General features: G+C 66.8%; 12 protein-coding genes. 2 read left to right on the top strand and 10 right to left on the bottom strand.

Annotation, left to right across the window (positions count from 1 at the left end):
• Positions 1-48 precede the first annotated feature (48 nt).
• The gene (gene map / locus ACFQQD_RS07565) at positions 49-1029 is read left to right on the top strand and encodes a type I methionyl aminopeptidase (protein WP_378087931.1); all 981 of its coding nucleotides are present in this window, start codon (positions 49-51) and stop codon (positions 1027-1029) included.
• 56 nt (positions 1030-1085) lie between these two features.
• A complete protein-coding gene (gene ppgK, locus ACFQQD_RS07560) occupies positions 1086-2000 on the top strand; it encodes a polyphosphate--glucose phosphotransferase (protein ID WP_378087929.1) in 915 nt (304 codons plus the stop codon).
• 82 nt (positions 2001-2082) lie between these two features.
• Here the strand turns inward: ppgK and nrdR are convergent, their stop codons facing one another.
• The 10 genes from nrdR to ftsZ form a co-directional block, all read right to left on the bottom strand.
• The gene (nrdR, locus tag ACFQQD_RS07555; RefSeq protein WP_378087927.1) at positions 2083-2580 is read right to left on the bottom strand and encodes a transcriptional regulator NrdR; all 498 of its coding nucleotides are present in this window, start codon (positions 2578-2580) and stop codon (positions 2083-2085) included.
• Between the two features lie 136 nt (positions 2581-2716).
• Positions 2717-6310 (bottom strand): DNA polymerase III subunit alpha, encoded by a 3594-nt coding sequence (dnaE, locus tag ACFQQD_RS07550; RefSeq protein ID WP_378087925.1) that lies wholly within the window; start codon positions 6308-6310, stop codon positions 2717-2719.
• A gap of 45 nt (positions 6311-6355) precedes the next feature.
• Positions 6356-7318, bottom strand: a complete 963-nt coding sequence (locus tag ACFQQD_RS07545) for an RluA family pseudouridine synthase (RefSeq protein WP_378087923.1) — start codon at positions 7316-7318, stop codon at positions 6356-6358.
• On the bottom strand, positions 7311-7907 hold the full coding sequence (gene lspA / locus ACFQQD_RS07540; protein ID WP_378087920.1) for a signal peptidase II: 597 nt from the start codon (positions 7905-7907) through the stop codon (positions 7311-7313). Before lspA ends, ACFQQD_RS07545 begins: the two co-directional genes overlap by 8 nt.
• A 185-nt stretch (positions 7908-8092) precedes the next feature.
• The gene (locus ACFQQD_RS07535; RefSeq protein ID WP_378087918.1) at positions 8093-8911 is read right to left on the bottom strand and encodes a DivIVA domain-containing protein; all 819 of its coding nucleotides are present in this window, start codon (positions 8909-8911) and stop codon (positions 8093-8095) included.
• 106 nt (positions 8912-9017) lie between these two features.
• The gene (locus tag ACFQQD_RS07530; RefSeq protein ID WP_378087916.1) at positions 9018-9320 is read right to left on the bottom strand and encodes a YggT family protein; all 303 of its coding nucleotides are present in this window, start codon (positions 9318-9320) and stop codon (positions 9018-9020) included.
• Positions 9321-9377: 57 nt separating this feature from the next.
• On the bottom strand, positions 9378-9944 hold the full coding sequence (locus tag ACFQQD_RS07525) for a cell division protein SepF (protein ID WP_378087914.1): 567 nt from the start codon (positions 9942-9944) through the stop codon (positions 9378-9380).
• An 80-nt stretch (positions 9945-10024) separates the two neighbouring features.
• The gene (locus ACFQQD_RS07520; RefSeq protein WP_378087912.1) at positions 10025-10798 is read right to left on the bottom strand and encodes a YggS family pyridoxal phosphate-dependent enzyme; all 774 of its coding nucleotides are present in this window, start codon (positions 10796-10798) and stop codon (positions 10025-10027) included.
• Complete coding sequence (locus ACFQQD_RS07515; RefSeq protein WP_378087910.1) at positions 10795-11592, bottom strand: polyphenol oxidase family protein; 798 nt, start codon at positions 11590-11592, stop codon at positions 10795-10797. The genes ACFQQD_RS07520 and ACFQQD_RS07515 overlap by 4 nt, the downstream gene beginning before the upstream one ends.
• Before the next feature lie 26 nt (positions 11593-11618).
• Positions 11619-12929, bottom strand: coding sequence for a cell division protein FtsZ (gene ftsZ / locus ACFQQD_RS07510; protein ID WP_378087908.1), 1311 nt, complete (start codon positions 12927-12929; stop codon positions 11619-11621).
• Positions 12930-12980: the final 51 nt, after the last annotated feature.

Raw genomic sequence — 12980 nt, 5'->3', positions numbered from 1 at the left:
CGCACCTGGGCGGCCCGCCGAGGCGATGCGCGGCGATAGGATCGGACCATGTCTTCAGTCCCTCACGCGACCGCCCCGAGCCACACCTCTTCTCCGGAGACCACTGCTTCCGACAACAGCCACAATGCGCCGGTGTCCGGCGGCCCGCGACCCGGAGAGCCGGGCTCGGTGGCCCCGGTGGGCAGGTTGACGCCGGGCGTCGTGGGTCCCTCACTGCCCGTCCCGGCTGGCATCGAACGACCCGAGTACGTCGGCCAGAAGACGGCCAACGAAGGCCAGGCCTCGGATGTCTACGACGCCGAGGGCATCGCGAAGATTCGTGCCGCCGGCCGGATCGCGGCTCAAGCCATGCAGGAGACGGCACAGCACATCGCGCCCGGCGTGACCACCGCACAATTGGACCGGGTGGCCCACGAGTTCCTCATCAGTCACGGCGCCTACCCCTCCTGCCTGGGCTACCGCGAGTTCCCCAAGTCGATCTGCACCTCGATCAACGAGGTGATCTGCCACGGCATCCCGGACGACACGGTCTTGGAGGACGGGGACATCATCAACCTGGACATCACCGCCTACCTGGACGGCCACCACGGTGACCACAACATGACCTTCCTCGTGGGCACGGTGGACGAGGAGTCCCGGCTGTTGGTCGAGCGCACCCACGAGGCCATGATGCGCGGTATCCGCGCGGTGAAGCCCGGCCGCGAGATCAACGTCATCGGACGCTCGATCGAGTCCTATGCCAAGCGGTTCGGCTATGGCGTGGTCCGCGACTTCATCGGTCACGGGGTCGGGCTCGAGTTCCACTCCGGGCTCGTCATCCCCCACTACGATGCCGCTCCCGCGCACAACACCCTCATGGTCCCCGGCATGGTCTTCACCATTGAACCGATGATCACCCTCGGCACCATTCAGTGGGACCAGTGGGAGGACGGCTGGACCGTGGTCACCCGGGACCGCAAGCGCACGGCCCAGTTCGAGCACACCCTCGTGGTGACCGACGACGGCGCAGACATCCTCACCCTGCCCTGAGGTTGGGCCCTCACCGGAACAGGCCACTCACCGGCCGCACAGAGATGGAGCACAGCATGGCGACCAGGACCACTGATCCGGCCACTGGCCAACACACCGCCCTCGGCATCGACATCGGCGGCACGGGCATGAAGGGCGGAATCGTCCAGCTCGGCGAGGGCCCCGGAACGGGCCAACTGGTCGGCGAGAGGTATCGCATCCCCACGCCGCAGCCGGCCGTCCCCGAGACGGTGGCGGACGTCCTGGCCCGCATCACCGCGGAGCTGGACCGTCGGCCGGATGCCCCGCCGTCGAACCTGCCGGTGGGAGTGGACTTCCCCGCGGTGGTCCAGAACGGCATCTGCCGGACGGCCACGAACATCGACGATGCCTGGATCGGGACCGATGTGGACGCGCTGTTCTCGGAACATCTGGGGCGTCCGGTCACCACCGTGAACGACGCCGACGCCGCCGGGCTCGCCGAGGTTCGGTTCGGCGCCGGACGGGGCGTCCAGGGCACGGTTCTGGTGATCACGCTGGGTACGGGCATCGGCGCGGGACTGTTCCGGGACGGGGAGCTCATTCCGAACCTGGAGCTCGGCACCATCGAACTGGACGGCGAGGTGGCCGAACGCCGCGCGTCGGCCGCCGCTCGGGAACGAGACGGCCTGGACTGGCCCGCCTACGCCGAGCGGCTTCAGCGGTACTTCTCCTACGTGGAGAGCATCTTCCATCCGGACCTGTTCATCGTCGGCGGCGGAATCTCCAAACGTCCCGAGGACTATCTGCCCTTGCTCCGGTTACGCGCGCCGATCATCCCGGCCGCGTTGAGGAATAACGCCGGCATTGTGGGAGCCGCGTTGTGGGCCACGGATGCGCTGGCCCACACCCAGACGCGGCAGAACGTGCTCGACTCTGCTCGCAAGGCGGCGGATCAGGAACTGGCGCGTCAGGCTCTGGCAGCTGAGGACGCACCGGACACATCGGCCTGATGGATGGTGGCCGGTGGTGGCTCCGGCTTCCCCTCCGGAGCCACCACCGGCAGTCTCGATGCCCCTGAGGGGCTGTCCGCCGTCAGCGGGTGAAGAGCCTGGGTTGCAAGGCTCTGGCGGCGTCCGACCTGGTGGTGCTGGACGTCCGCAGGTCCTCGATGGCCCGGGCGAAGTCGTCCAGCGAGTCGAACCCCTGGTAGACCGACGCGAATCGGAGATAGGCGATCTGGTCGAGTCTGCGCAGCGGGTCCAGGATGGCCAGACCCACCTCGTGAGCATCCACCTCGGCGTTGCCCGTGGCTCGGATCGTCTCCTCGACCTCTTGGGCCAGCATGGCCAGATCGTCGTTGGTCACCGGCCGCCCCTGGCAGGCCTTGCGCACACCGTTGATGATCTTGGAACGGTCGAACGGCTCGGCTACCCCCGAACGCTTGACCACGGTCAACGCTGTGGTCTCCATGGTGGTGAACCGCTTGCCGCAGGACTGGCATTGCCGTCTGCGGCGAATGGCCGAACCATCATCGAGGGACCTGGAGTCCACCACCCGGGAATCCTCATGACGACAAAAGGGACAGTGCATGCCTACCCTTCCTTCGCCGGTGAACAACACCAGCATAAGGGGTCAACGACCGTGATCACAACCATGTGATTACCAGATGTTGTGGTCCAGGGCTGCAACCCCCACTAAGGGTGGGGTCGAAGGGTGCATCCGCGGGTTATTCGAGGCAGGCCGGTCCGAGGAGCACCTTGAGGTCGCCGAAGAGCGCGGGATTGGGGCTGATTCGATAGTCCGGACCGAGCTGCATGATCTCCATAGTCCGGGTGCCCGCGAGCTTGAGGCGGACCTCCGTGGTGCCCGGGTGGGTCTTGAGCACATCACCGAGCGCGGAAACCACGGTCTCGTTGGCTTTGAACGCCGGCATGGTCACGGACACCGGTCCGGCGTGCCCATCGGAGAGATCGGGGATGGTCAGTTCCTGGGCACTCAGCGTGACCGAGCCGTCGTCGCGGCGCTGGACCCGCCCCTTGATCGCCACCACCAGATCCTCGGCCAGCATGGTCGCGATCGGCGCATAGGCCTTGCCGAAGAACATGACCTCCATCGAGCCGCCGAGATCTTCGACCTCGCACCGGGCGTAAGCGTTGCCCGAACTCTTGGCGATGCGCCGCTGGAGCGAGGTGATGAGCCCGGCAATGGTGACCGAGGCGCCGTCCGCCGGGCCGTCGTCGGACAGGATGTGGGTGACGGAGGTGTCCGCGTGCTGAGCCAGCACTCCGTCCAGTCCCTGAAGGGGATGATCGGAGACGTACAGCCCGAGCATCTCCCGCTCGAAGGTCAGCTTGTCATTCTTGTCCCATTCAGGCATGTCCGGCACCTCGATGCCCAGGCCGGCGTCGGCCGCCTCTCCCCCTTCGTCCTCGAGGAGCGAGAAGAAGTCGAACTGGTTGTTGGCCTCTTGGCGCTTCTGCACCACCGTGGCGTCGACGGCCTCCTCATGGATGGACAACAGGGCGCGACGCGAATAACCCATGGAGTCAAAGGCACCGGCCTTGATCAGCGACTCGACGGTGCGCTTGTTGCAGACCACCACGGGAGACTTCTTGAAGAAGTCCTGGAACGAGGTGAACGCCCCCTTCTCCTCCCGTGCCTTGACCATGCCGGCCACCACATTGGCGCCCACGTTGCGCACGGCGCCCATGCCGAAGCGGATGTCCTTGCCGACCGGGGTGAAGTAGATGGTGGACTCATTGACGTCAGGCGGCAACACCGAGATGCCCATGTGGCGGCACTCGTTGAGATACATCGCCATCTTGTCTTTGTCATCCCCCACCGACGTCAGCAGGGCAGCCATGTACTCCGCCGGATAGTGGGCCTTGAGATACGCGGTCCAGTACGACACCAGCCCGTAGGCGGCGGAGTGGGCCTTGTTGAAGGCGTAGTCGGAGAACGGGAGCAGAATGTCCCACAGCGCCTTGACGGCACCCTCCGAATAGCCGTGGTCGATCATGCCCTGGTGGAAACCGACGTACTGCTTGTCCAGCTCGGCCTTCTTCTTCTTGCCCATGGCACGGCGGAGGATGTCCGCCTGACCCAGCGAGTATCCGGCCACCTTCTGAGCGATGGCCATGACCTGCTCCTGGTACACGATCAATCCGTAGGTCGTATCGAGGATCTCTTTCAGCGGCTCCTCGAGCTCAGGGTGGATCGGCGTGATCTCCTGCTGGCCGTTCTTGCGCAGCGCATAGTTGGTGTGCGAATTCGCACCCATGGGTCCGGGCCGGTAGAGAGCGATGGTCGCCGAGATGTCCTCGAAGCTGTCCGGCTTCATCATCTTCAGCAGGGAGCGCATGGGTCCGCCGTCGAGCTGGAAGACACCGAGGGTGTCGCCACGGGCCAGGAGTTCATAGGATTCACGGTCGTCGACGCCCAGGGTCTCCAGGTCCAGGGTGAAGCCCTGGTTGGCCTGGATGTTCTCGATGGCGTCCGAGATGATGGTCAGGTTCCTCAAGCCGAGGAAGTCCATCTTGATCAGTCCGAGTCCCTCCGCCGTGGGATAGTCGAACTGCGTGATGACCTGCCCGTCCTGCAGGCGCCGCATGAGCGGAATGATGTCGATGATCGGCTCGGAGGACATGATCACGCCCGCGGCGTGCACGCCCCATTGCCGCTTCAGACCCTCGACGCCCTTGGCTGTCTCGAAGACCTTGGCCGCGTCCGGATCGCTGGCCACCAGCTCCCGGAACTCCCCCGCCTCGGAGTAACGGCTCGAGTCCTTGTCCTCGATGTCCTTCAGCGGGATGTCCTTGGCCATCACCGACGGTGGCAGGGCCTTGGTCAGGGTCTCGCCCATCGAGAACGGAAAGCCCATCACGCGAGCGGAGTCCTTGAGCGCCTGCTTGGTCTTGATGGTGCCGTACGTGACGATCATGGCCACGCGCTCGTCACCGTACTTCTCGGTCACGTAGTCAATCACCTCGGAACGACGACGGTCGTCGAAGTCGACGTCGAAGTCCGGCATGGACACGCGGTCCGGGTTCAGGAACCGCTCGAAGATCAGTCCGTGCTTCAGGGGGTCGAGCTCGGTGATTCTCAGCGCGTAGGCCACCATGGAACCGGCGCCCGAACCACGACCGGGTCCCACGCGGATGCCGTGGTCCTTGGCCCAGTTGATGAAGTCGGCCACCACCAGGAAGTAGCCCGGGAAGCCCATCGAGATGATGACGTCCAGCTCGTAGTCGGCCTGTTTGCGCACGTGATCCGGTACGCCGTTGGGGTAGCGGTACTTCAGCCCGGTGATGACCTCTTTGGTCAGCCAACTCGTCTCGTCCTCCCCCGGCGGACAGGGAAACTTCGGCATGTAGTTGGCGGAGGTGTCGAAGGAGACCTCGCACTGCTCGGCGATCAACAGCGTGTTGTCGCAGGCCTCGGGGAACTCGGCGAACAGGTCCCGCATCTGCCGGGGAGACTTCACGTAGTACTCGGTGCCGGACAGGGCGAACCGGGAACCGCCCTGGTCATAGGTCGGCTCGAGCAGCGTGGAGCCGGACTGGATGGCCAGCAGCGCCTCATGGGGCTTGGCATCGTGCTCGTGGGTGTAGTGCAGGTCGTTCGAGGCCACCAGGGGCAGATCCAGCTCCTTGGCCAACTTGAGCAGATCATTGATGACCCGCTTCTCGATGTCCAAGCCGTGCATCATCAGTTCGCAATAGAAATTGCCCTTGCCGAAGATGTCGCGGAACTCGGCGGCCGCTTCCCGGGCCTCGTTGTACTGCCCGAGACGGAGCCGCGTCTGAATCTCACCGGACGGGCAGCCGGTGGTGCCGATCAGCCCCTCGGAATAGGTGGACAGCAGCTCACGGTCGATGCGCGGCCACTTGGCGTAGACCGAATCGAGGGAGGCGATGGACCCGGCCCGGAAGAGGTTGTGCATGCCCTTGTTGTTCTTGGACAACAGGGTCATGTGCGTGATCGCGCCACCGCCGGAGACGTCGTCGCCGCGCTGATGCTGCTCGCCCCAGCGCACTCGGGTCTTGTCCGAACGGTGCTGATGACCCGGAGTGAGGTACGCCTCCAGGCCGATGATCGGCTTGATACCGGCGTCCGTGGCCTTCTTCCAGAAGTCGAAGGCGCCGAAGAGATACCCGTGGTCGGTGATCGCGATCGACTCCATGCCCAGTCGATCCGTCTCGGCGAAGAGCTCGGTGAGTTTGGCCGCACCGTCCAGCATGGAGTACTCGGTATGGGTGTGGAGGTGGACGAAGCCACCGTCCTTCGTGGCGCCCCGTGCTGATCCGGTGGTGACCGTCATCTGCTGCTCTCCCCTGTTGCCCGTTCTGCCGGTCGTCCAGCCTAGTTACTCGCCCCGCAACACGCCCAACGCGTAGACGAGGTCCTGTGGGTACGGGCTCTCGTACTCCACCCACTCTCCCGTGACCGGATGGGCGAACCCGAGGCGGTGGGCGTGCAGCCATTGCCGCGTCAACCCGAGCCGGACGGCCAGCGTGGGATCGGCCCCGTAGGTGAGATCTCCGGCGCAGGGATGGCGCAGCGCCGCAAAGTGCACGCGGATCTGGTGGGTCCGCCCCGTTTCGAGCTGGACCTCCACCAGGGTCGCCCGGCCGAAGGCCTCCAGGGTCTGATAATGCGTCACCGATTCCCGGCCGCCGTCGATCACGGCGAACTTCCAGTCATGTCCGGGATGGCGGGCAATGGGCGCGTCGATGGTGCCGTTCAGCGGATCCGGAAGTCCCTGCACCACCGCGTGGTAGGTCTTGTGCGGGGTCCGGTCACGGAAGGCGTCCTTCAACGCGGTGTAGGCGCGTTCGGACTTGGCTACCACCATGATCCCGGAGGTTCCCACGTCGAGCCGGTGCACGATGCCCTGGCGCTCGGGCGCTCCCGAGGTGGAGATCCGGTAACCGGCGCCGGCCAGTCCACCGACGACAGTCGGCCCCACCCAGCCCGGAGACGGATGCGCCGCGACCCCCGGGGGTTTGTCGACGACGACGTAGTCCGGGTCGTCGGCCAGGATGGTCAGGTTCTCCACGGTCTCCACCTTCACTTCCAACGGGTCTTGCTCGGCGGGCACCTCGACCACCAGCTCCGTCCCCGACGACGCCTTCGCCGACTTGGACACGGTCCGGCCCTCTCCCGGGTCGCCCACCGGCCGCTCGGTCACCAGCCCCCGGGCGCACCAGGATGCGGCTTTGGTCCGCGACACGTGCAGTGCCGCAGCCACGATCGCATCGACGCGCCGGCCGGCGTCGCCCTCCTGTATCACGACGACGGACCGCCCGGCCTGCGGTGAATCAGCCATGCTCGCCCTCGGGGCTGTCCGTGTGGCGGGACTCGCCTCCCTCGCGAGTGCCGTCCAGACGCAGACCCGTGAACATCAACAGGACGATCCCGATCATGGAACACACGATCAGGGAGTCGGCGATGTTGAAGATGGCGAAGTTCGGCAGGGCGATGAAGTCCACAACGTGGCCCACACCGAAGCCGGGCGGGCGCATGAGCCGGTCGGTCAGATTGCCCAGGACTCCGCCCAGCAGCCCGCCCAAAGCCACCGCCCAGAGGCTGGAGCGCACACGGAACAGCTGCACGACGACGAACGCGACCACGGCGGCCTGGATGATGGTGAAGACCCAGGTGTGTTCCTCACCGATGGAGAAGGCGGCGCCGGGATTGCGGATGAAGTGCCAGCGCAGCACCGGGGGCAGGACATCCGTGACCTGCCCCTCCGTCATGGTCGTCTCCACCCACCACTTGGTCAGCTGGTCAGCAACATAGCCGGCCGCGAAGACCAGCACGGAGATCCATGCCCGACGGCGGCTCCGGAGGGGAGGTGGCGCGGTGGCGCTCGCGTCGTGGCGACCTACAGGGCGGCTGGGTTCGATCTCGGTCACGCAGGTGTGTCCTTCAGAGGCGGCCGTGGGCCGTGGCGGTGTGGAGTGGCGGTGTGGAGCGGCGGTGGGGGGGAAGTCAGGCCGGAAACGGATCAGGGCCGGTCATGGTGCGTCACCATGACCGGCCCTGTCCTTGTGCAGTCGAGTCTGCGCCGACGACGGGGCGTGGCCCGCCGTTCCCGCGATCAGCTGGTGGCCGCGGCCTCGTCCTGGATCGGCCCCTGGTTCTGCAGGTCGCGCAGCTGACCCTCGATGTAGGCCTTCAACCGGGCGCGGTAGTCACGCTCGAAGCCCTTGAGCTGCTCCACCTGACGCTCCAGCACCGACTTCTTCTCTTCCAAGTCGGCGAGGGTCTTGCGGGACTTCTCCTGAGCGTCGTTGACGAGTCCGTTGGCCTCGTTCTGCGCTTCGGCGATGATCTGTTCGCGCTTGGTCTGTCCTTCGGCGACGTAGTCGTCGTGGAGCTTCTGAGCCATCGCGAGCACACCGGCCGCAGACGTGGCGGTGGCGTCCTGGCCGGCGGGCTGAGCGGCCGCGGCGGTGGGCTGAGCGGCAGCAGGCTGGGCCGTGGCCGTGGGCGCCGTGGCGGGCGCAGGCTCCGTGACCGTCGGCTCCGCTCGAGTGGCCGGGGCGGCCGATTCCGCTGCGGCCGGCTCCTCTGCGGTCGTCGACTCGGCCTCGCCGGCCGGTGCCGCGGTAGCTCCGTTGACGGGTGCCTCGGACGCAGCAGACGCCTGCTCAGCGTCCGCGTCCACAGGCTGGGAGACGTGGGTGGGCTGCTCCTCGGCGGCCTCAGCCGAGACGGGAGCCGGAACGGACGTGCCGGTCTCACCGGACTGCAGCTCGGCGACCTTGCGCCGCAGCTCGTCGTTCTCCTGATTCAGGCGGCGCAGCTCGACGACGATCTCGTCCAGGAAGTCGTCAACTTCGTCCTGGTCGTAGCCTTCCCGAAACTTCGTCGGCTGGAACCGCTTGTTGACAACATCTTCCGGCGTCAGCGCCATGTGGTCACCCCAATACGTATCTGGTCTGCCCGCGAGGGGCAACGGTCTTCTGAGGGCCGGGCGCGCAGGTCAGCGCACCGGGGCCACACTCACAGTCAGGCTACCATCAGCCCATGATTCCGGCCGCCACGGCTTGGACGACGGATTTCAGCAGTATCACCACCACGAACAGCACAAGGAAGGCCACATCGATGCCGATTCCGCCCAGGTTGACCGGCGGGATCTTCGACCGGAGCCACCGCAACGGCGGATCGGTGACGGAGTACACGGTCGAGGCGATCACGAGGAACGGACCGCGCGGTCGCCATGAACGGGCGATGGACTGCACCACGTCGAAGACGATCCGGATCAGCAGCAGGAACTGAACCAGGGCCAAGACGAGGTAGATCAGGGAGAAGAGAAGGGTCACGGCAGCCTATTCCACACCGTCATGCCCTCCAGCAGGTGAATCTCTGCCGGCACGGTGTCAGTTCTGATTGAAGAAGTGGGCCTGGTCGTCGGCGTCCGAGAGGTCCTCACCCAGCACCTGAACCGTGGCCGGGGTGAGCAGGAACACCTTGTTGGTCACCCGCTCAATCGAACCATGCAGACCGAAGACGAGGCCAGCGGAGAAATCCACCAGACGCTTGGCATCGGCCTCGCCCATGTCGGTGACGTTCATGATCACCGGAATACCACCCCGGAAGGACTCGCCGATGAGCTTGGCGTCGTTGTAGGAACGCGGGTGGACGGTGGTGATCTGGCGCACTGCAGAAGCTTCTTCCCGGGACTGGGCGGCCCGCTTGATCGGGGTGACGGGAGCTCGGTATTCGCGCTCCGCTGACGGGGACGGTGAGGCAACGGCCGAACGGCCACGCTCCTCGCGGGCGTCCTCGACCCATTCATCAGAGTAGTCGGCGCGCTCGGCGCCGTCGGCACGATCGGCGCGCTCGTGCCCGCGAGGCTGCTCGACCACTCGCCGATCCTCCTCGAACTGCTCGTCGCCGTCGGCGAGACCGAGGTAGATCATGGTCTTCTTCAGTGCACCAGCCATCGAAAATCCTCACCGTGTGGTAACCGCCCAGCCTGCTGTTGGCCCTGCGTTGGTCTGCCGTCCTGGAGACACTTTCGAGGTTAACCCACCTCGGGGCGCGGCCCCAGGACATCGGTGCCGATTCGTAGGTGTGTCGCCCCCTCGAGAACCGCCTGCTCAAGATCGTGGCTCATGCCCGCGGAGATCCACGTGGCCTCGGGATAGAGGGAGGTCATCGAGGTGGAGAGCTCGCGGAGCCGGCGGAAGGTCCCGGCCGGGTCCAGCCCGAGGGGAGCCACCGCCATGACACCCTGCAGCCGCAGCCCGTCAGCCCGGTCAATTCGTTCGGCCAGCTCCTCCACCGCAGCCGGTGGCGCGCCTCCGCGGGCACCGATCCCCGGCGGTCTGTCCTCGACCGGCCGCGGGTCGAGATCGACCTGGATGAGGCACCGCAGCGGCCGGGGCGGCCGCAGCGGCTGCTCCCCGGACTCCAGACGCCGGGCCTGTTCACGCTGCTTCGCCGTCGAGAGCGCCTCCACGAGGGACACCCGGTCCACCGAGTGAACGGCTGAGGCATACCGGACCACGTGCTTGGCCTTGTTCGACTGCAGCTGCCCGACGAAGTGCCAGTCCACGTCCAGGTCTTCGAGTTCAGCGGCCTTGTGCCGCGCCTCCGGGTCACGGTTCTCGCCGAAGTCGCGCACACCCAAAGACGCGAGTCGTCGGACGTCGGCCGCGGGATGGAATTTGGACACCACCACGAGTTGCGGGCTGTCCGGCCGCCCGGCCTGCGAGACCGCCTGCTGGATTCGAGACCTGACCGACTGCAGGCGTTCCGCCAGTTGTGCTGTACGTTCCTCTGTCCGGTCCATCATTCGCTCGCGCTGCTCGTGCTGGTGGTTGCTGGCAGGGGTCCAGTGCCAGATCCGGTGCGCCAGACCAGTCCCACACCCCGGCCCCGGCCGGGCTCACGCCGGTGGGAGAAGAGCCGTCGGTCCTCGAAAGTACAGATCGGGACCCGGCGCACGGTCACCCCCATGGTCTCCAGCAGCGCCTGCGCACCGGCCGCCAGATCAAGAGCGGGTGTCCCCCACGAAGTCGTCGAGAAGGTCTCCGGCACCCGAGCGGCTCCGTCGTCCCTCATCTGTTCGGGGACCTCGTAGCAGCGCCCGCAGATTCCCGGGCCGATCCAGGCCGCAATGTCTCCGGCGCCGGAACCGGCGCCGTCCTCGCGCATGCGAGTGACCGTGGCCTGGAGGACGCCGTCCAGCAGCCCCCGGCGACCGGCATGCGCCACCGCCGTGGGGCCCGAGAACTCATGGCCACCCACGGCCCGGGAGACGAAGACCACGGGCAGGCAGTCGGCCACCATGATCGCCAGAGGCTCGCTCCCCGAGGCGCTGACGATGGCGTCGGCCTCGGCGGGCACCTCGTCACCTCCGGCCCCCACGACACGAGTGGAATGGACCTGGGTGACGTACTCGGTGCTCCCGGGCCGAACCCCCATGGCGCGCTCCAACTGCTCGCGGGAGTGGGAGACCCGCTCTCGGCTCGGCGCCGAATCCGCCAGATGGTAGGCGAGATTGCCGGCGTCGACACCGGTGAAGCCGAGGTACAGCTCCGGTGCGGGACGATCGAGGACCAGGAACGGCCCGTTCGTGTCCGTCACGTGGTACCTGCTGACTGCAGCCGTGATTACTTCAGGAAGTCCGGGACATCCAGATCGTCTCGGCCGTCCCGGCCCGGACCGGAGGAGTCCGGCTCGACGACGGTCGGCAGGTCCTCCTGGGCGGGCTCGGCCTGGTAGCCGGACGGCTCCGGCTGGGCGACCGGCTCGTGGCCCGGAGCCGCCGGCACGGGACGCTGGTGGCCCGGCTGCTGCGCTCCGTTCTGGGTGCCGTTCTGGGTGCCGTTCTGGGCGGTTCCCTGGCCGGCTGACTGGCTGGCTCCCTGGCCTGCCAGCTGCCCCGAGCCCTGCGACCCGGGCAGAGTGGCCTGCTGTGACTGGCTCTGCGGCCGCGTGCCGGCGTTGTAGGTGCCCGTCGGCGCCGAGGTGGCGTCCACCTGGTCGAAGCCGGCCGCGATGACCGTGATGCGGGCCTCGTCGCCCAGCGCGTCGTCGATGACGGCGCCGAAGATGATGTTGGCTTCGGGATGGGCGACTTCCTGGACCAGCCGCGCGGCCTCGTTGATCTCGAAGAGACCGAGGTCGGAGCCGCCCTGGATGGACAGCAGTACGCCGTGGGCTCCGTCAATGGAGGCCTCCAGCAGCGGGGAGGCGATCGCCAGCTCGGCGGCCTTGACGGCGCGGTCCTCGCCCTGCGCCGAGCCGATGCCCATGAGCGCGGATCCGGCCCCCTGCATGACGGACTTCACGTCGGCGAAGTCCAGGTTGATCAGGCCCGGAGTGGTGATGAGGTCGGTGATGCCCTGGACACCGGAGAGCAGCACCTGATCAGCCGATTTGAAGGCATCCAGCACGGAGACGTTCCGGTCCGAGATGGACAGCAACCGGTCATTGGGAATGACGATCAGGGTGTCCACCTCATCGCGCAGGTCGTCGATGCCGCTCTCGGCGGAGCTGGCCCGACGCCGGCCCTCGAAGGTGAAGGGCCGCGTGACGACGCCGATGGTCAGCGCTCCCAGAGACCGAGCGATGCGGGCCACCACCGGCGCGCCGCCGGTGCCGGTGCCGCCGCCCTCGCCCGCGGTCACGAACACCATGTCCGCGCCGCGCAGGACCTCTTCGATCTCCTCGGCGTGATCTTCGGCGGCCTGGCGGCCGACCTCGGGGTTGGCGCCGGCTCCGAGTCCGCGCGTGAGTTCACGGCCGACGTCGAGCTTCACATCGGCGTCACTCATCAGCAGCGCCTGAGCGTCGGTGTTGATGGCGATGAATTCCACGCCGCGGAGCCCGACGTCGATCATGCGGTTGACGGCGTTCACGCCGGCGCCGCCGATGCCGACGACCTTGATGACGGCCAGGTAGTTCTGCGGTGCTGCCACGGTGTATATCCCTTGCTCGGTGTCTGTCTGTCTCCGGTCGGGATCACTGAG

It is taken from the genome of Citricoccus sp. GCM10030269, assembly GCF_042665635.1.
GTDB lineage: Bacteria > Actinomycetota > Actinomycetes > Actinomycetales > Micrococcaceae > Citricoccus.
Note: the sequence above shows the minus strand (reverse complement) of the source record. Positions and strands in the feature narration are given on the sequence as shown.

What these genes read in the sequence shown, in the direction of transcription:
- ACFQQD_RS07525 (WP_378087914.1), bottom strand. Translation starts at nt 9,944, where the DNA reads ATGGCTGGTGCACTGAAGAAGACCATGATCTACCTCGGTCTCGCCGAC.
- ACFQQD_RS07535 (WP_378087918.1), bottom strand. Translation starts at nt 8,911, where the DNA reads ATGGCGCTGACGCCGGAAGATGTTGTCAACAAGCGGTTCCAGCCGACG.
- map (WP_378087931.1), top strand. Translation starts at nt 49, where the DNA reads ATGTCTTCAGTCCCTCACGCGACCGCCCCGAGCCACACCTCTTCTCCG.
- ACFQQD_RS07520 (WP_378087912.1), bottom strand. Translation starts at nt 10,798, where the DNA reads ATGATGGACCGGACAGAGGAACGTACAGCACAACTGGCGGAACGCCTG.
- nrdR (WP_378087927.1), bottom strand. Translation starts at nt 2,580, where the DNA reads ATGCACTGTCCCTTTTGTCGTCATGAGGATTCCCGGGTGGTGGACTCC.
- ACFQQD_RS07545 (WP_378087923.1), bottom strand. Translation starts at nt 7,318, where the DNA reads ATGGCTGATTCACCGCAGGCCGGGCGGTCCGTCGTCGTGATACAGGAG.
- ppgK (WP_378087929.1), top strand. Translation starts at nt 1,086, where the DNA reads ATGGCGACCAGGACCACTGATCCGGCCACTGGCCAACACACCGCCCTC.
- dnaE (WP_378087925.1), bottom strand. Translation starts at nt 6,310, where the DNA reads ATGACGGTCACCACCGGATCAGCACGGGGCGCCACGAAGGACGGTGGC.